This window comes from Kibdelosporangium persicum, from assembly GCF_013280595.1.
Taxonomy (GTDB): Bacteria; Actinomycetota; Actinomycetes; order Mycobacteriales; family Pseudonocardiaceae; genus Kibdelosporangium; species Kibdelosporangium persicum.
The window spans coordinates 161,260-179,164 of sequence record NZ_JAAATY010000003.1 but is presented as its reverse complement, the minus strand read 5'-3'; the positions used below and the strand labels follow the sequence as shown (position 1 = coordinate 179,164).

Below are 17,905 nucleotides of genomic sequence, written 5' to 3'. Positions count from 1 at the left end.
CGCGCACAAACGGACACAGTACGCATTCGTCCGTTCGAGTGCCTGTCAAGGAGGTGACCCGGTGTCCGCGGACGCCAGCGGCATCCGCAAGAATCCGATCCAAGAGCTCTTCTGGACCAGGACCGGCTTGTTGCTCGCCGTTCTGCTCGTGATCTCGATCGGTAGCCTGTGGATATCCAGTGCGATGGACGCCGGCCTTTTCCGCAACCTGGTGACCGCGCTCGGCACCGGCACAATGGTGTCGGCCATTGTCGGTTCTGGTCAGACACTGATCACGGCCGCCGCGTCACAGAAGGCACTCGTCACTCCTTTGGTCGAGGAAAGCAAACGGGCGCTGCGGGATTTGTCGGCCGAGTACCGTGCGCTGAACCACGAGTTCTTCCCGACGCACGTCTTCGAGGCCAGCGCCCGGCCCGATCCGGAGTTCAACCGGCTGCTGATGGCGGACCTGCGGCGCAGCAGGCAGTACTTCTTCCGCGGGTTCTCCGGCAGGCACGCCGCCGCCAGACTGCTGCTGACCAGGTCGGAGTGGGAACTGCGGACCGTGGTGGCCGACCCGCGGCAGCACTCGGCGATCAGCGGCCGCGCCCGGTACCTGCTGCGCAACGAAGGCGCGACCGGCGACTACGACAAGATCCGCGCGCGGTTGGTCGACGAGATCTCGATCGGCATCGTGGGATTGTTCCTCGCCCGCAGCCGGTGCACGTCGATCGACATCGCGGTGATCGCCGAACCGCCACTCGACCGGCTGGAGATCTTCGACGACAGCGTATGGCTGACGCTGTACAGCGATGTCGGCGGAGCGTCCTCTTTGTACCCGCGTACGCTGCGTTTCTCGGAAGGCTCGTTCATCTACGGCATGCAACGCGCCGAGTTCCAGCGAATGCGCGACACCCGGACTGCCCAGAAATTCGTCATCACCCCGGACACCACCCGGCAGGAATTCCTGGCCCTGTTCGAGAAGATCACGTCGACGCCCCTTTCCGACGAGGGGTTCGCGGTCCTGGAGCGCCAGTTCCACGACTTCCGCGAAGAATTCACCAAAGCCGCAGGGCTGGAGAACTGAAATGCGAACGACGTCTGCGCTGGCCGACCTGGCCGGCGAACTGCGAGCCGTCGACGTCACCGACTGGACGGCGGTGAGCGGCCGGTTCACCCAGTGGGCGAACCGGCCGGGACTGCGCGACGAGCTGCGTCACCACTTAGGGACCCTGTCCGGGGAGGTCGCCGCGGCGGTCATCTCGCGGTCACGGGAGACCACGACCCACTTCGCCTGGTGCCTGCTCAACGACCCGGGCGACAAGTTCTCGTTCTGGCTGCACGAGTACAAACCGCAGCGCGACTGGCGGATCGGCTACGCGGACTCCGTGCACAACCACAGGTACCACTTCTGCACCACGATCCTGCGCGGATGCTATGTGCACGAACGGTTCGACGCGGAGCTGGACCCTCACGGCGTGACGATCAGGTCGGCGACCATGGTGCACAGCGGCGTGTGTGAGACGGGGGAGTCCGGCACGATGCTGTCGGACGAGTTCCACCGCATCCCGAAGGCCGCGGACGGCACGATGACGTTCCTGGTGAAGTCGCGGCCGGTGCGCGGCTGGAGCCTGTCGTTCGACCCGGTGTCGAGTGTCAGCCGCAGGCACGTGCCCGTCGAGGAACGGCTGGGTCACCTGGCTGATCGCCTGTGACTTGTAGGAAGGCGCCAAAACCCGTCCCAGTGTCATCATGACCGCTCTCATCAGGCGTCTCACCACCTACGATGCCCTCACTTGTGCGGGGGATCGGAGGAGGAGGGCCCGATGCTTGGCGAGAAGGTCGGTCCGGCCGGCGTCACCGTCAGCGAGGCAGCGGTTGACCAGGTGGAACGCCGGGTGAAACGCCTGTGCCACCGGTTCGCGGCGAACCTGCCGTTCCACGGTTGGCACCACGTTCACTTCGTCCGGACCAAGGCCGGTGCGTTCGCGCGGGCCAATGGGTCCGATCCGGCGGTTGTGGAAACCGCTGCACTCGTGCACGACCTGAACTACATCGTCCGGCGCAATTCCGACGCCGCCGAAGGCCGCGAGGTGCGGATGCGCATCCTGGCCAAGTCCGGCGTCGACGAACCGGTCGCGGAGTGGATCGACCGCATCGTGGTGGAAGCGGAGATGCGCACCCGGCACCGCGACATCTCGCCGGAGGCGCAGGCGTTGAGCGACGCCGACACCTTGTTCAAGGCGTTGCCCGTGACGCCGGTGATGCTCGCGCACCGGTACCTCAGCGAGAACGGCATCACGCTGGGCCAACTGGCGAACAAGATCGTCGGTGAGCAACGCGGAAAGCACGACGCGGGCTTCTACTTCTACAGCGAGGAGGCCACGGCGATGTACTCCCACTGGGCGACGGCCAACCTCGAACTCTGGCAGTGCGTGGTCGAAGCACTGGACGACCCGTCGGTCGGCGAACTGCTGGCAGCGGTCGACGCCCACTGATCTGCCGGCTGTCGTGCAGGCGGGTCGTGGTCGTGGACGGCACGTCCCGGTTCGCTTCAGGTTCGGATTCCTGTGCTGAGGATGATCGGCTATGAACCCTCAGCCTGCCGTCGTGCGGATGCCCCGGCAGGAAACGACGGCCCTGCGGTCATTACGGAGGAAGGGCACAGTTCCTGGCATTGGCGCGGGACGGTGGGTGCCGGGTTGCACCTTCCGTAGCGGCATGTGGTCCAGTGACTCACGTCCCGATCCCGTGAGGAAAGGTCCGTGCTCATGCCTTCGTCTTTCATGCCACCCCGCCGGGTCAAGATCGGTGACGCGGCGGCCTTCGCCGGCACCACGCCACGGGCGATTCGCCATTACCACGAGATCGGCCTGCTCCCCGAGCCTGAGCGGGGCGGTGATGACCGCCGCCGCTACGGGTACGAGGACATGATCCGCCTGCTGTGGATTCGCAAGATGGCCGACGCCGGGATCGCCCTGGACGACATCCGTGACGCCTTTACCACCGGCATGGCTTCCGCCGGCGCGGACAGCGGAGACGGTATCGCGGGCATCCTGGAGCGGTTGGAGGAAACCCTCGCCGAGCAGGAGGCGGAACTGCGGCGGCAACGGGCCGCCGTGCAGCGGATGCGCACCGAAGGCAGCCGGATGGGCCTGCTCTCCGACTTCGTCACCGAACGCCTCAAGAACCTGCCCGAAGGCTCCCTGCGTCAGGCGGACCTGGACAGTCTGCTGGTCACCGAGCGGATCTTCGGCCCGCTCGGCGCGGCCGTCCAGGCCACCCGCTTCATCGTCCTGGCCACGCATCCCACTCTGCGGAAGGAATCCGACCGCATCGATGACGCCGAGGAGGCACTCGATGACAGCGTCGCCGTCGATGATCCACGGGTGGCCCAAGTGGCCGTCGAGCGGCACGCCTTCGAAAGCGCCCTGCAGGCCGTCATCGAGGAGTCCGGCCTGGGTAAGGACGACGATGCCCTCTTCGACGCCTGGGACACGTTGCACGCTGCTACCGGCGATGACGGCGAGGACGGGGCCGACCTCAGCTCTGGCAGGCGGGACGCTGACTCCATGAGCGCGTTCGAAGCCATCGGCAAGATGCCCTACGACTTCTCCCCAGCCCGCCTGCGCTGTATGGAACTGGCCGAAGAGCTGTCCGCCCAGGACTCGCCCGCCACCTGAAACACGGCCTGGGCACCAGGATTCTCGCCGGTCCACAGTGTCCGGTCGCCGCGCTCGGCCGGGTCACCGTTCGGATGATCTTGGTCAGCGCGCCCTTCGGCCCCCCGAGATCCAGCGTACCGATGACCACCGACAATTCACCGGGTCGCCTGGGGTGACCTGGGCTTCGCCGTTTTCTGTCGGTGCTGCTCAGTACGCTGGATTCCGGGGGCCGGAGGCCCGCCGTCGATCAGGGGATCAGGGGATCAGCAGGAGTTTGCCGGTTGTCCTGCGGCCCTGCAGGTCTTCATGGGCCTTGCGGGCTTCGCTGAGCGGGTAGCGGCCGCCGATCCGGACCGACAGCTTGCCCGCGAGCACCGCGTCGAACAGTTCGCTTGTGCGCCAACGGACTTCCTCCGGGCTGGAGTAGTCGCGGCTGGTCGGCCGGGTCAGGTAGATCGAGCCCTGTGCGTTGAGACGCTGCGGGTCGACCGGCGGGACCGCTCCGCTGGACGCGCCGAACAGCACGAGAAAGCCGCGCCGCCGCACGCTGGCCAGGCTGCCGTCGAACGTCGTCTTGCCGACGCCGTCGTAGACGGCGGCCATGCCCTCGCCGTTGGTGAACTCGTTGGCGGCCTGCTCGAAGTTGTCGTAGCGCACGACCTCGTCCGCGCCCGCTTCGCGCGCGAGTTCTTCCTTCTCCGGAGTGGACACGGTCGCCAGCACGCGAGCCCCGCGCGCCTTCGCGAGCTGCACGAGCAGCAGGCCGACGCCACCGGCTGCCGCGTGCACCAGAATCGGGTCGCCTTCCTGAACCGCATACGTGGACGTGACCAGGTAATGCGCGGTCACGCCCTGCAAGAGCAAAGCGGCCGCGGTGTCCGCCGGGACGCCGTCGGGGACGGGGATGGCGCTCGCCGCGGGCAGCACGAGCTTCTCGGCGTAGCTGCCCTGCACCGAGTACCAGGAGACACGGTCGCCGACCGCATGGTCGGTGACACCTGACCCGACCGCGGTGACGACCCCCGCGCCTTCCAGACCGATCCCGAACGGCGTCTCCATCGGGTACATGCCCGAACGGTGGTACGTGTCGATGTAGTTGACGCCCGCCGCCTGGACGTCGACGGCGATCTCGCCCTCACCGGGCGCCGGAACGTCCACGTCGACCAGTTCCAGGGCTTCCGGCCCGCCGGTCTGCCGCACCCGTACTGCCTTCGGCACGCAGCGCCTCCCTTGACTCGAGTTCTCGTTCCCGTTGGGACCAACCACACCACAGTGGGGCTTGTTCCGCCGCTGTCCGACATTGATGATCATCCTATGGAGGACCTGGAGACGATCGCGTTCGTCAACTACGGCCACTTCACGTCCATGGCGGTGTACCCGGACGGCGTGCGTGGCCTCGAACTGCACCTCGAGCGCCTCGACCGGGACGCACGCATTGTCTTCGGTCACGGGATCGACGGCGGCATGGTCCGCGAACGTGTCCATGCGGCGGTCCAAGGCCACGAGCTGCCCGCGAACGTGCGGGTCACCGTTTTCACCCGGAACGTGTCCGCCGACCGGTTGGTAGGGCTGGACCAGCCGGACGTCATGGTCAAAGTGCGGCCGATGCGCGTTGGTCAGCCGACGCCGCCCCGGGTGCGGTCGAGCGTGTTCGGCCGCTACCTGCCGGAGGTGAAGCACGTCGGGACGTTCAGCCTGTTCCACGAGGTCCGGCTGGCGCAGCAAGCCGGTTACGACGACGTCCTGTTCGTCGACGAGGACGGCCGGGTCTCCGAAGGGTCGGTCTGGAACGTCGGCTTCCACGACGGCGAGAGGATCATCTGGCCGGACGCGCCCGCGTTGCCCGGCGTGGAGATGACGCTGCTGCGCCGGGGCCTGCGGGCGATCGGTGTCCCCGACGAGCGCCGCGAGGTGCGCCTCTCGGACCTCGGTGCGTTCCGGGGTGCGTTCCGGAGCAATGCGATCGGAGGTCCGACGCCGCTGGCGTCGATCGACGACGTCACCTTCGCGCCGGACCCCGATCTGGCCGGCCTGCTGGCCAGGGCTCGTCAGGCGGTTCCCCGGGAACCGCTGCTGCCATGACGCACGCGGATCACCTCACCTGACCCGTTTGCGCGCCAGGCGTTCGGCGGTGGGCCAGCGCACGTCCCACGCCCAGCCGAGCTTCTCGAAGATCCAGATCAGCCGGGCCGAGATGTCGATCTGGCCACGCAGGACGCCGTGCCGGGCGCACGTCGGATCGGCGTGGTGCGAGTTGTGCCAGGACTCGCCCATCGACAGGATCGCCAGCGGCCAGAAGTTCGCGGCCTTGTCCCGGCTGGCGAACGGCCGGGAGCCGACCATGTGGCAGATCGAGTTGACCGACCACGTCACGTGGTGCAGGAAGGCGATCCGCACCAGCCCGGCCCAGAAGAACGCGGTCAGCGCGCCCCACCACGACCAGCTGATCAGTCCGCCCAGCAGCGCGGGCAGCACGAGGCTGCCGACCGTCCACACGCCGAACAGCCTGTGCACCAGCTGGATGTCCTTGTCACGCAGCAGGTCGGGAGCGAACCGCTCGTAGTTGGTGACCTCGCGGGAGAACATCCAGCCCATGTGCGCGTGCCAGAAGCCCTTCAGCAGCGCACCGGGCGACGTGCCGAACAGCCATGGCGAGTGCGGGTCGCCCTCGCGGTCGGCGTAGGCGTGATGTCTCCGGTGACTGGCGACCCAGAAGATGACCGACCCCTGCACCGCGAAGCTTCCCGCGATGCCGAGTGCGATACGCAGGGCACGGTTGGCCTTGAACGCGCCGTGCGTGAAGTACCGGTGATAACCGACGGTCACGCCGAGGGTGGCGATCACGTACATCACCGCGGCCAGCACGAGGTCGAGAACGGACAGACCCCAGCCCCATGCCAGTGGCACGGCTGCGATCAGTGCCGCGAACGGCACCAGGAGGAACAGCTTGAGGACCAGTTGTTGGCCGACGGTACGGCGTTCGCCGAGAAGAGGAGCCGGTCCCGATACGGTCGTCGTCACAATCCAGACATTATGCGCTGCCAGTGACGTGAAGATAGTGTCAGAGCGAAGCGGCGGCGAACTGATCGTGGTGGCCGGCTTCCACAGTGGCCGGTCGTTCGCGGCTCCATGCCCACAACGACGCCATCGCGACCGTCACCACCATCGCGCCGAACACGTGCAGGACGACCAGCACACTCGGCACGCCGGTGAAGTACTGCACGAACCCCAGCGTGCCTTGCGCGAGCACCACGCCGAGCAGGACGAAGTACCGCTTCCGGACGTCACGGGGCGCCGGTCCGCGCCAGAGCAGGTAACCGACAGTGGCCAGCAGCGCCAGGAACACGTACAGGAACGCGGCGTGGACGTGCGCGAGCGTCGCGACCGGCAGGCCCAGCCGCGCGACGTCCTTGTCACCGGCGTGCGGTCCCGCGCCCGTGACCATGGTTCCTGCGACGAGCATGCCGACGAGCACGACCGTCTGCGCGACGAGCAGACGTGGGATCAGTGGATGGGTACGCGGCCGTGGCGGTGCGTCGCTTTCGCGCAACGACCGCACGAGCATCACGGCGAACCAGGCCAGGACGGGCGACACGACCATGTGGATGGCCACGGTCCACCACAGCAGACCGGTTTGGACGGTGATGCCGCCGATGATCGCCTGGACGACCACGCCGCCGAGCATCGCCGCCGACAGCCACAGCACGCGGCGCCGGTGCGGTCGCGAGAGCCACGCGGCCAGGAAGCACAGTCCGCCGATGATGCCGACGACACCGGACAGCATCCGGTTGCCGTACTCGATCCACTGGTGGAACATGCTCAGCTCGGGGTGCTCGACCGGCACCATGCTGCCGGGCAGGCAGTTCGGCCATTCGGTGCAGCCGAGGCCGGAGCCGGTGACCCGGACGACCGAGCCGGTGATCGCGATACAGACGTTGGCGACCACCGCGGCGATGGCGAAGCCATACTGCCACTGGACGATCCGCTGCTTCAGCACCGTCCGATGGTATGTGTAGCGTGCCGAGTGATCGACATCAGGTCAGCCGAGTTGTGCGCCCGGCCACTACCGAGGCCAGCACACCCCACACGACCAGCACGAGCACGGGCTGCCAGCCCGGCCCCGCACCGTTGAGGGCCTGGTGCATGCCTTCGGTCAGCGCGCCCGACGGAAGCAGTTCGACGATGGTGGCGACGCCGGACGGCATCGACTCCGCCCGCACGATGATCCCGCCGGCCAGCAGCAGCACGAACCAGATGATGTTCGCCAGCGCCAGCACCAGCTCCGCCCGGAGCGTTCCGCCGAGCAGGACACCGAGTGCGCCGAACGTCAATGCACCGAGCACGCCGAGCGCAATGCTCCACAACACTCCGGGCAATGACGGCGACCAACCGAGTGCGATCGCGAGGACACCGAGCACGACCAGCTGGATCGCCACGACGGTCAACCCGGCCAGGACCCGGCCGCCGACCAGCATCCAGCGGGGGAGCGCGGTCGCCGCGAGCCGTTTGAGCACGCCGTAGCGCCGGTCGAAGCCGAGCGCGATGGCCTGCCCGGTGAACGCGGACGACATCACGGCCAGGGCGAAGATCCGCGGCACCACCGAGTCCACCCGTGGTTCGGGCAGCGAGATGATGTCGATCAGGGTGAACCCGGCCAGCAAGGCGATCGGGATGAGCAGGGTGAGCAGGATCTGCTCACCGTTGCGCAGCGTCAGCCTGGTCTCGGTGCGCGCGTGCGCGAGCAGCATGCGCGGTTTGCTCCCGGCGCCGGGTGCGGGGCGGAACGTGCCGGCGGGGAATCGTGAGTTGACTCCGTTGGACGCGGCTGTGGCCGTCAACGCAACTCCCGTCCGGTCAGTTCGAGGAACACGTCCTCCAGGCTGCGGCGGCCGACGTGCAGTTCCTCGGCCAGCACTCCCTGCTGGGCGCACCAGGCCGTCACCGTGGAGACTACCTGCGGGTCGACGCGGCCGGTGACGATGTATGTACCCGAAGCGGCCTCGGCGACGTGGCACCCTTCGGGCAACGCGGCGGTCAGCAGTGAGGTGTCCAGCCCGGCCCGGGCCTTGAAACGCAGCTGCTGGCAGTCGGGGTCCTCGGTGGTCAGCTGGGCCGGGCTGCCCTCGGCGACGACCCGGCCGTGGTCGACGATCACCACGTGGTCGGCGAGTGTCTCGGCCTCTTCCATCAGGTGCGTGGTCAGCAGCACACTCACGCCGTCCGCCCGCAGCGCGGCCACCATGTCCCACACCAGGCGGCGCGCCTGCGGGTCCATGCCGGACGTCGGCTCGTCGAGGAACACCAGCTCAGGACGCCCGACCAACGCGCACGCGAGCGACAACCGCTGCTGCTGCCCGCCGGACAACCGCTTGTACGGGGTCTTCAGGACGTTGGTCAGGCCGAGCACGTCCAGCAGCCAGTCGGGCTTGAGGGGATTCGCCGCGCACGACGCGACCAGCTTGAGCATCTCGCCCGCGCGCACGCCGGGATAAGCCCCGCCGCCCTGCGGCATCACGCCGATCCGCGGCCGCAGTTCGCCGCTGTCGGCGTGCGGATCCAGGCCCAGTACCCGGACACGGCCGGCGTCCGGGCGCAGGAATCCCTCGCACACCTCGACGGTCGTGGTCTTGCCCGCGCCGTTCGGCCCGAGCAGCGCGAGGACCTTGCCGTGGGCCAGCCGGAGCTCCAGGCCGTCGACCGCGGTGGTCGAGCCGTAGCGCTTGACCAGTCCCGACACCTCGACGGCAGGACGGGTTTCGGACGCGCTCACAACCGGAGAGCCTAGGGGTTGGCGGACGCGCTGTCTGTGGGCCCCTCGGCAGGAGCGACCCGGGTCACCTCGCGCCGCAGCAACGGCACCTTCCGGTTCAGCCAGAACAGCAGGGCGAGCAACACGACGATCGCGGCGATGTAGGCGAAGACCATCACGTAGGTGCGGCCCGCGAACGTCCCGCCGGTGGTCGGCAGCAGGACCGACGCGATCGTGCAGCCCATGGTCGCGAGGTTGCGGAACCGTTTGGTCCCGGCCAGCGACGCGGCCAGCGGGATGGCCGGGAACAGCAGGTACCAGGGTTGCATCGCCGGGTGCAGGATGAGGAACGCGGCCAGCGAGACGCCGAGACCCGTCATCACGCTGCGCCTGCCGCCCAGGCTGTCCCACATCATCTTGAGCGTGATCACGGCCGCGGTGGCGTAGCCGAGCAGGGTGAAGATCTCCAGCACGGCCGTGGTGTGGTTGCCCAGGCCGAGCACGATGCCCAGTACGCCGCCGAGGTTGCCCAGCTCGGAGATCGGCGACATCCAGCTGCGGACGAGGCTGGGCGTGTCCAGCGCGCCGACCCAGCCGAACCCGAGGCCGGTGCCGAGACAGGCCGCGGTCATCGTCACGGCGGCGGTCGCCACGAACAGCCCACCGACGGCGAACAGGCGCGGAACCCCGCCATTCCATCTGCGCGTGACCTGCACGCCGACGAACGCGGCGGCCACGAGCGCGGGGAGTTTGACGGCCGCGCCGAGCGTGATCACCGCGACGCCGAGCAGGACGAACGTCCACTCGCGGCGCGGCGAGGCGATCGGCGGGTCACCCGGCCTCGGCAGGTACCGCAGCGAGATCTCGATGCCGGCCATCATCAGGCCGATCGCCAGCGCCTCGTTGTGCACGCCGCCGACCAGGTGGAACAGCACCAAGGGGTTGGCGGCACCGAACCACAACGCGGTGACGGGCTGGACGCCGAAGCGCCGCGCCAGCCGAGGCAACGCCCAGACGAACAGTGCGATGCCGACGATCGCGAGCAGGCGCTGCGTCATCACGCCGGTGACCACGTGGTTGCCGGTGACGGAGTTGAGCAGGTGGCCCAGGTAGAGGAAGAGCGGACCGTACGGCGCGGGCGTGTCGCGCCACATGTTCGACACACCGCGGGTGAGCGGATGGTCCTGGCCGAGCGCTTGGCCGGGACCCAGTTCGTACGGGTCGAGCCCGAGCGACACGATCGAGCTCTGCGCCAGGTAGCTGTAGACGTCCTTGGAGTACAGCGGCATGGCGAAGACCAGCGGCACGCCCCACATCATCAGCGTGCGGTTCAGCTGCGCCCGGCTGATCAGCCGGGACCGGCCGGGCTTGGCGAACCGGCCGAGCAGCAGCCACGAGGTGATGATCATGCCCATGCCGAGCGTGCCGACGCCCAGGCTGACCGCGGGAATCCGGGCGAACAGGCCGAGCACCGGGACGCTGGGCAGCGGGTTGAAGATCGGCAGCGCGCCCGCGCCGAGCGAGCCGAAGACCAGCAGCAGCGAGCCGATGGTGCCGAACCGGCGGATCAGGTCGAGCTGGCGGCAGTCCTGCTCGTCCAACGGCGGCGGTTTGGCCACGACAGCCGGAACCGCAACGTCGACCGGCGCAGGTTCGCTCACCACCACGGACCGAAGCGTATCGGCAGGACCGTGATCACCAGGCCTGAACCCTCAACCCGGCTGCCTGGTGACCGCCTCGGCGCGGGGGCCGTGAGCGCGCGCGACAGCAGCCGGGGCCGACATCCGCATGGAATCAGCATGCCCTTCGGCTCGCCGTGCTTCTCGCTCAGCGACGAGGACCTGGCCGCGGCCCGGATCGACGTGGGCATGGCGTCGGCCGCCGGACGTGGCAGGCACTCGACGCGAACCCGTGTGCGCTAGATCCTGCCGGTGGCCTCGATGGCGAGGGGCAGCAGCTTCGCGCGGGCGTCGCTGGCGGTCCAGTCGCGTTTGTCCCACTCGGCGCCGCTCAGATCGTCGCCCGCGTAAAGCAGCAGTCCGAGCGACACGTTCCGGAACCGGGCCGCGGCCAGCAACGCGGATGCCTCCATGTCGACGACAAGGCAGCCTTGGTCCCGGCGAGCGGCGACCATCGCGGGTGTCTCGCGGAACGGTGCGTCGGTCGTCCAGCTCAGCCCGACGGCATGGGGCACGGATTGCTCCTCGAGCAATGCGGTCAATGCACTGACCACGCTCGGAGCGGTGTCGATCCGCGGTGCGGGCGGTGCGTAGTGGAACGAGGTGCCTTCGTCCCTGATCGCTCCACTTGGCACCACCACATGCCCCACAGCGAGCGGTACGAGCGCTCCAGTGCCACCGCAGACGACGATGCTCCGCACACCGGCGGCGACGACCCGCTCCAGATGGTGCACCGCGGTCGGTGCGCCGACCGTCGGGTGGAACAAGGCCACGGGCTCGCCCGCGGAGTCCTCGGTGACGTAGATCCCGTGACCGCCCATCTCGACGGAGAAATGCCCGGCCAGCCGGGCCGCGCCCTGCTCGTGCAGGGCGGCGATCTGCTCGTGGAAGAAGCACATGACCGCGCGCCCGGGCCACGGTTCCGACAAGCGCGGCGGCCGTGGCGAGTACATGCCGTCGCCGTCCGGGTCGAACTCCAGCAGCGGAAGATCCATACCGTGACTCTGCCAGGTGGTGCCCGGCGCCGGCCGGGCCACGACCGAGCATGACGTGGGTCACGGCCGGACCTCGTTGAGCCGCCGCGACATAATTAGGTAACATCCATGTTGTGAAAAACATCGGTCCTGCTCAGCAGGCGGCTGACGGCAGCACGAGGCTTGCTGTCGCCCGGCTGCTGCTCGAACAGGGCCCGGTGAGCGCGGTGTCGATCGCGGAGCAGCTCCAGCTGAGCGGCCCCGCGGTGCGCCGGCACCTGGACGCACTGCTGGCCGACGGCCAGGCGTGCACGAGGGACGCACCGCAGCTCAAGGCGCGCGGACGTGGCCGTCCGGCGAAGTTGTTCCTGCTCACCGAGGCAGGGCGGGCCCGGTTCGGGCACGCGTACGACGACTTGGCGGTCGCGGCGATCCGGTTCCTCGCCGAGAGCGGCGGGGAGGAGGCCGTGAAGGCCTTCGCCGAGCGGCGGGTCAGGACGCTCGTCGATCCCCACCGGACATCCGTGACCTCGGCGGATACCCCGCAATCCAAAGCGGAGGCCCTTGCCGCCGCACTGACCCGGGAGGGTTACGCTGCCTCGACTCGCAAGGTCGGGGCGGGGGAGCAGCTGTGCCAGCACCACTGCCCGGTGGCGCACGTCGCGGCGGAGTTCCCCCAGCTGTGCGAGGTCGAGACGGCGGTTTTCGCCGACCTGCTCGGCACCCACGTGCAGCGGCTGGCGACCATCGCGCGCGGCGACGCCGCGTGCACCACGCACATACCGGTGGAGCCTTATTCCACCTCCTCAGGCCCACCGACCCCGGATGGAGGGAAACCCGCATGACTGCCGCTGCCGAGCAGCGCACACCCACCACACCGCATGAGCCCCTTTCCCAGGAAGAGACTCTTGCCACTCTCGGCCGTTACGAGTACGGCTGGGCGGACAGCGATGTGGCCGGTGCCAGCGCTCGCCGTGGCCTGAACGAGGACGTCGTTCGGGACATCTCCGCCAAGAAGGGCGAGCCCGAGTGGATGCTCGAGAGCCGCCTGAAGGGGCTGCAGCTCTTCGAGCGCAAGCCCATGCCCAACTGGGGTGCGGACCTGTCGGGGATCAACTTCGACACCATCAAGTACTTCGTGCGCTCCACCGAGAAGCAGGCCGCTTCCTGGGAGGATCTGCCCGAGGACATCAAGAACACGTACGACAAGCTGGGCATCCCCGAGGCGGAGAAGCAGCGCCTCGTGGCCGGTGTCGCCGCGCAGTACGAGTCCGAGGTCGTCTACCACCAGATCCGCGAGGACCTGGAGGAGAAGGGCGTCATCTTCCTGGACACCGACACGGCGCTCAAGGAACACCCGGAGCTGTTCAAGGAGTACTACGGCTCGGTCATCCCGCACGGTGACAACAAGTTCTCCGCGCTCAACGGCGCGGTCTGGTCCGGCGGCTCGTTCATCTACGTGCCGAAGGGCGTGCACGTCGACATCCCGCTGCAGGCCTACTTCCGGATCAACACCGAGAACATGGGCCAGTTCGAGCGGACGCTGATCATCGTCGACGAGGACGCCTACGTGCACTACGTCGAGGGCTGCACGGCGCCGATCTACTCGAGCGACTCGCTGCACTCCGCGGTCGTCGAGATCATCGTCAAGAAGGGCGGCCGCTGCCGCTACACGACCATCCAGAACTGGTCGAACAACGTCTACAACCTGGTCACCAAGCGCGCCAAGGCCGAAGAGGGCGCGACCATGGAGTGGATCGACGGCAACATCGGCTCCAAGGTCACCATGAAGTACCCGTCGGTGTTCCTGATGGGCGAGCACGCCAAGGGCGAGGTCCTCTCGATCGCGTTCGCGGGCGAGGGCCAGCACCAGGACGCCGGCGCGAAGATGGTGCACATGGCGCCGCACACGTCGTCGACCATCGTGTCGAAGTCGGTCGCCCGTGGCGGCGGCCGTACCTCGTACCGCGGCCTGGTCCAGGTCAACAAGCGGGCACACCACTCGAAGTCCACGGTGAAGTGCGACGCGCTGCTGGTGGACACGATCTCCCGGTCGGACACGTACCCCTATGTGGACATCCGCGAGGACGATGTCCAAATGGGACACGAGGCCACCGTGTCCAAGGTCAGCGAGGACCAGCTGTTCTACCTGATGTCCCGCGGCCTGACCGAGGACGAGGCGATGGCGATGGTGGTGCGCGGCTTCGTCGAGCCCATCGCCCGTGAGTTGCCAATGGAGTACGCGCTCGAACTGAACCGCCTGATCGAGCTGCAGATGGAAGGGGCCGTCGGCTGACATGGCGGAGCTAGTCAAGGAGCACTCGCACGGCGCGGGTGCCGTGATCCCGGCTGCCTCGAGGGCCGCCCAGTTCGCGTCGTTCGACGTGGACGCGTTCGAGGTCCCGGGCGGCCGCGAGGAGATCTGGCGCTTCACCCCGATGAAGCGGCTGCGCGGCCTGCACAGTGGAGCCGTCGCCGACGGCACCGCCGCTGTGGCGGTCGACGCCGCCGACGAGGTGAAGGTCGAGACCGTTCAGCGTGGGGACGAGCGCCTCGGTACCGCGGGGACGCCGGACGACCGGATCGCCGCACAGGCCTGGTGTTCCTTTGTGGACGCCACGGTCGTGACGATCCCGAAGGAGGCCCGCCCGGCCGCCACGACCATCACGGTCACCGGCCCCGGCGAGGGCAGGACGGCGTACGGCCACATCCAGATCCGCGCCGAGCAGTTCGCCGAGGCCGTCGTGGTCCTGGACCACCGCGGCTCGGGAACGTACGCGGACAACGTGGAGTTCGTGGTCGCGGACGGCGCCCGGCTCACCGTGGTGTCCATCCAGGACTGGGCCGACGACGCGGTGCACGTGTCGTCGCACCACAACAAGCTGGGCAGGGACGCGACCCTGAGGCACACCACGGTCACCCTGGGCGGCGACCTGGTGCGGCTCTCGCCGACCGTGACGTACACCGAGCGCGGCGGCGACGCCGAACTGCTGGGCCTGTACTTCGCCGATGCCGGGCAGCACTTCGAGAACCGGACGTTCGTCGACCACGCGGTGCCCAACTGCAAGTCCAACGTGATCTACAAGGGCGCGTTGCAGGGCGAGGGCGCGCACACGGTGTGGATCGGCGACGTGCTCATCCGCGCGGCCGCCGAGGGCACCGAGACCTTCGAGCTGAACCGCAACCTGGTGCTCACCGACGGCGCGCGCGCCGACTCGGTGCCGAACCTCGAGATCGAGACCGGCGAGATCGCCGGCGCGGGCCACGCCAGCGCCACCGGCCGGTTCGACGACGAGCAGCTGTTCTACCTGCAGGCCAGGGGCATTCCCGAGGAGCAGGCCCGCCGGCTGGTGGTCCGCGGCTTCTTCCACGAGATCCTGGTCAAGATCGGCGTTCCCGAGCTGCGTGCGCGGCTGGAGGCGGCGATCGAGGCCGAGCTCGAGGCGGTCGGCGCGTGATCCGGGCCTGTGCACTGTCCGAACTGGACGACAAGAAACCTCTTGCCGTCGAGGTCGGCGACGTCCCCGTCGTGCTGGTGCGCGAGGGGGACGAGGTGCACGCCCTGCGAGACGAGTGCTCGCACGCTTCGCTGTCGTTGTCCGAGGGCGAGGTCACCCGCAAGGGAATCGAGTGCTGGCTGCACGGTTCGTGTTTCGACCTGCGCACCGGGCAGCCGTCCTCCCCGCCCGCCAGCGAACCCGTGGACGTCTACGCGGTCCGCGTCGACGGCGACGACGTCTACGTCGACCCCACCACCGTTGTTAACCAACAGCGGCCCTGAACTGACTGCGGTATACGGAGAAAACAGAGTTATGGCCACCCTGGAGATCAAGGACCTGCACGTCTCGGTCGTCGCCGACGAGGCCGAGAAGGAGATCCTGTCCGGCGTCAACCTGACCATCAAGGCGGGCGAGACCCACGCCATCATGGGCCCCAACGGGTCCGGCAAGTCCACCCTGTCCTACGCCGTCGCCGGGCACCCCAAGTACACCGTGACCTCCGGTGAGGTCCTGCTGGACGGCGAGAACGTGCTCGACATGAGCGTGGACGAGCGCGCCCGCGCCGGCCTGTTCCTCGCCATGCAGTACCCGGTCGAGGTTCCGGGCGTGTCCATGTCGAACTTCCTGCGCACCGCCGCCACCGCGGTCCGCGGCGAGGCCCCGAAGCTGCGCACCTGGGTCAAGGAGGTCAAGGAGGCCATGTCCAGCCTGGACATCGACCCGGCCTTCGCCGAGCGCAGCGTGAACGAGGGCTTCTCCGGCGGTGAGAAGAAGCGCCACGAGATCCTGCAGCTGGGCCTGCTCCAGCCGAAGATCGCGATCCTCGACGAGACCGACTCGGGCCTGGACGTCGACGCGCTGCGCGTCGTGTCGGAAGGCGTCAACTCCTACCGCGCGTCGGGCGAGGTCGGCGTCATGCTGATCACGCACTACACGCGGATCCTCAAGTACATCAAGCCGGACTTCGTGCACGTGTTCGCCGGCGGCCGGATCGTCGAGTCGGGCGGCCCCGAGCTCGCCGACCAGCTGGAGAACGAGGGTTACGTGCGCTTCACCGGCAAGCGCGAGGAAGCAGTGGCGAAGTGAGTTCGGCGGACGGCCTGGACGTCGCGGCCCTGCGCAAGGATTTCCCGATCCTGCAGCGGACGGTCCGGGACGGCAAGCCGTTGCACTACATCGACTCGGGCGCGACCTCACAGCGGCCGCGGCAGGTCCTCGACGCCGAACGCGAGTTCCTCGAGACCTCCAACGCGGCCGTGCACCGCGGCGCGCACCAGCTCGCCGAAGAGGCGACCGATGCCTACGAGGGCGCGCGGCAGAAGATCGCCGACTTCGTCGGTGCGGCCGCGGACGAGCTGGTGTTCGTCAAGAACGCCACCGAGGGCATCAACCTGGTGGCGTACGCGATGAGCAACGCCTCGGTCGCGGGGCCCGAGTCCGAGCGGTTCCGCCTCGGCCCGGGTGACGAGATCGTCGTCACCGAGATGGAGCACCACGCGAACCTCGTGCCGTGGCAGCAGCTCGCGCTGCGCACCGGCGCGACGCTCAAGTGGTTCGGTGTCACCGACGACGGCCGGCTCGACCTGTCCGCTGTGGACGAGCTGATCACGGCGAAGACCAGGATCGTGGCCTTCACGCACCAGTCCAATGTGCTCGGCACGGTCACTCCGGTCGCCACACTGGCCGCCAAGGCGCGGGCGGCCGGAGCGCTGACGGTGCTGGACGCGTGCCAGTCCGTGCCGCACCAGAAGGTCGACTTCCGCGCGCTGGGTGTGGATTTCGCGGTGTTCAGCGGGCACAAGATGCTCGGCCCGTCGGGCGTGGGCGTGCTGTACGGGCGGCGGGCGCTGCTCGAGGCGATGCCGCCGTTCCTGACCGGTGGTTCGATGATCGAGATGGTGCAGATGGCCAGCTCGACGTTCGCGCCGCCGCCGCAGCGGTTCGAGGCAGGCGTGCCGATGACCTCCCAGGCGGTCGGCCTGGGCGCGGCCGTCGACTACCTGTCGGTGGTCGGCATGGACCGGATCAACGCGCACGAGCACCTGCTCACCGAGGCCGCGTTGCGTGGCCTCGCGGAGATCCCCGGCGTCACGATCGTCGGCCCGGCGGACATGAAGGACCGCGGCGGTGCCGTGTCGTTCGTGATCGACGGCGTGCACCCGCACGACGCCGGTCAGGTGCTGGACGACCTCGGCGTGGCGGTCCGGGTCGGTCACCACTGCGCGTGGCCGCTGCACCGGCGGCTGGGAATTCCGGCGAGCATCCGGGCGTCGTTCTACTTGTACAACGACCTCGACGACGTCACCGCGCTGTTGGACGGGGTCCGCGAGACCAAGCGGTTCTTCGGGGTGAGCTGACG

General features: G+C 68.5%; 19 protein-coding genes. 12 read left to right on the top strand and 7 right to left on the bottom strand.

The window, feature by feature from the left end; all coding sequences use genetic code 11:
* Positions 1–61: 61 nt before the first annotated feature.
* The 4 genes from GC106_RS07595 (at position 62) to GC106_RS07580 (ending at position 3,662) form a co-directional block, all read left to right on the top strand.
* Positions 62–1,066, top strand: a complete 1,005-nt coding sequence (locus tag GC106_RS07595; RefSeq protein ID WP_173125897.1) for a hypothetical protein — start codon at positions 62–64, stop codon at positions 1,064–1,066.
* 1 nt (position 1,067) lies between these two features.
* The gene (locus GC106_RS07590; protein ID WP_246365080.1) at positions 1,068–1,694 is read left to right on the top strand and encodes a hypothetical protein; all 627 of its coding nucleotides are present in this window, start codon (positions 1,068–1,070) and stop codon (positions 1,692–1,694) included.
* A gap of 111 nt (positions 1,695–1,805) precedes the next feature.
* Positions 1,806–2,477, top strand: a complete 672-nt coding sequence (locus GC106_RS07585; protein ID WP_173125894.1) for an HD domain-containing protein — start codon at positions 1,806–1,808, stop codon at positions 2,475–2,477.
* Positions 2,478–2,750: 273 nt separating this feature from the next.
* Positions 2,751–3,662: a MerR family transcriptional regulator gene (locus GC106_RS07580; RefSeq protein WP_173125891.1), complete on the top strand. Its 912-nt coding sequence runs from the start codon at positions 2,751–2,753 to the stop codon at positions 3,660–3,662.
* A 237-nt stretch (positions 3,663–3,899) separates the two neighbouring features.
* Here the strand turns inward: GC106_RS07580 and GC106_RS07575 are convergent, their stop codons facing one another.
* Positions 3,900–4,862: a quinone oxidoreductase family protein gene (locus GC106_RS07575; protein ID WP_173125887.1), complete on the bottom strand. Its 963-nt coding sequence runs from the start codon at positions 4,860–4,862 to the stop codon at positions 3,900–3,902.
* Between the two features lie 96 nt (positions 4,863–4,958).
* Here GC106_RS07575 and GC106_RS07570 point away from each other — a divergent pair, with 96 nt between their 5' ends.
* Entirely contained in the window at positions 4,959–5,726 is a 768-nt protein-coding gene (locus GC106_RS07570) for an aminotransferase class IV (protein WP_173125884.1), read from the top strand.
* Positions 5,727–5,741: 15 nt separating this feature from the next.
* On the opposite strand, the gene GC106_RS07565 is transcribed toward GC106_RS07570, so the two are convergent.
* The 5 genes from GC106_RS07565 to mptB all read right to left on the bottom strand — a co-directional run bounded on the left by GC106_RS07565 (position 5,742) and on the right by mptB (position 11,054).
* On the bottom strand, positions 5,742–6,665 hold the full coding sequence (locus GC106_RS07565) for an acyl-CoA desaturase (RefSeq protein ID WP_312872519.1): 924 nt from the start codon (positions 6,663–6,665) through the stop codon (positions 5,742–5,744).
* A 40-nt stretch (positions 6,666–6,705) separates the two neighbouring features.
* Positions 6,706–7,641, bottom strand: coding sequence for a COX15/CtaA family protein (locus tag GC106_RS07560; protein ID WP_173125881.1), 936 nt, complete (start codon positions 7,639–7,641; stop codon positions 6,706–6,708).
* A gap of 37 nt (positions 7,642–7,678) precedes the next feature.
* Positions 7,679–8,392, bottom strand: coding sequence for an ABC transporter permease (locus tag GC106_RS07555; protein WP_173126596.1), 714 nt, complete (start codon positions 8,390–8,392; stop codon positions 7,679–7,681).
* Between the two features lie 86 nt (positions 8,393–8,478).
* Positions 8,479–9,414: an ABC transporter ATP-binding protein gene (locus GC106_RS07550; protein WP_173125878.1), complete on the bottom strand. Its 936-nt coding sequence runs from the start codon at positions 9,412–9,414 to the stop codon at positions 8,479–8,481.
* An 11-nt stretch (positions 9,415–9,425) separates the two neighbouring features.
* A complete protein-coding gene (gene mptB, locus GC106_RS07545; protein WP_173125875.1) occupies positions 9,426–11,054 on the bottom strand; it encodes a polyprenol phosphomannose-dependent alpha 1,6 mannosyltransferase MptB in 1,629 nt (542 codons plus the stop codon).
* A gap of 138 nt (positions 11,055–11,192) precedes the next feature.
* Between mptB and GC106_RS48710 the strand changes: the two genes are divergently transcribed.
* Positions 11,193–11,315, top strand: a complete 123-nt coding sequence (locus GC106_RS48710; RefSeq protein ID WP_281368400.1) for a hypothetical protein — start codon at positions 11,193–11,195, stop codon at positions 11,313–11,315.
* On the opposite strand, the gene GC106_RS07540 is transcribed toward GC106_RS48710, so the two are convergent.
* Positions 11,312–12,067, bottom strand: coding sequence for a nucleoside phosphorylase (locus tag GC106_RS07540; protein ID WP_173125872.1), 756 nt, complete (start codon positions 12,065–12,067; stop codon positions 11,312–11,314). The genes GC106_RS48710 and GC106_RS07540 overlap by 4 nt on opposite strands.
* A 113-nt stretch (positions 12,068–12,180) precedes the next feature.
* Here GC106_RS07540 and GC106_RS07535 point away from each other — a divergent pair, with 113 nt between their 5' ends.
* From GC106_RS07535 to GC106_RS07510, 6 genes are read left to right on the top strand one after another with little or no spacing between them, the layout of a single operon-like run.
* Complete coding sequence (locus GC106_RS07535) at positions 12,181–12,891, top strand: helix-turn-helix transcriptional regulator (protein WP_376777713.1); 711 nt, start codon at positions 12,181–12,183, stop codon at positions 12,889–12,891.
* Positions 12,888–14,342: a Fe-S cluster assembly protein SufB gene (sufB, locus tag GC106_RS07530; protein ID WP_173125870.1), complete on the top strand. Its 1,455-nt coding sequence runs from the start codon at positions 12,888–12,890 to the stop codon at positions 14,340–14,342. The genes GC106_RS07535 and sufB overlap by 4 nt, the downstream gene beginning before the upstream one ends.
* Before the next feature lies 1 nt (position 14,343).
* Positions 14,344–15,504: a Fe-S cluster assembly protein SufD gene (sufD, locus tag GC106_RS07525; RefSeq protein ID WP_173125868.1), complete on the top strand. Its 1,161-nt coding sequence runs from the start codon at positions 14,344–14,346 to the stop codon at positions 15,502–15,504.
* Entirely contained in the window at positions 15,501–15,827 is a 327-nt protein-coding gene (locus tag GC106_RS07520) for a non-heme iron oxygenase ferredoxin subunit (RefSeq protein ID WP_173125866.1), read from the top strand. The genes sufD and GC106_RS07520 overlap by 4 nt, the downstream gene beginning before the upstream one ends.
* A 31-nt stretch (positions 15,828–15,858) precedes the next feature.
* Entirely contained in the window at positions 15,859–16,632 is a 774-nt protein-coding gene (sufC, locus tag GC106_RS07515; protein ID WP_173125864.1) for a Fe-S cluster assembly ATPase SufC, read from the top strand.
* Positions 16,629–17,903 (top strand): cysteine desulfurase, encoded by a 1,275-nt coding sequence (locus tag GC106_RS07510; RefSeq protein WP_312872518.1) that lies wholly within the window; start codon positions 16,629–16,631, stop codon positions 17,901–17,903. The genes sufC and GC106_RS07510 overlap by 4 nt, the downstream gene beginning before the upstream one ends.
* The last annotated feature ends 2 nt before the right edge of the window (positions 17,904–17,905 follow it).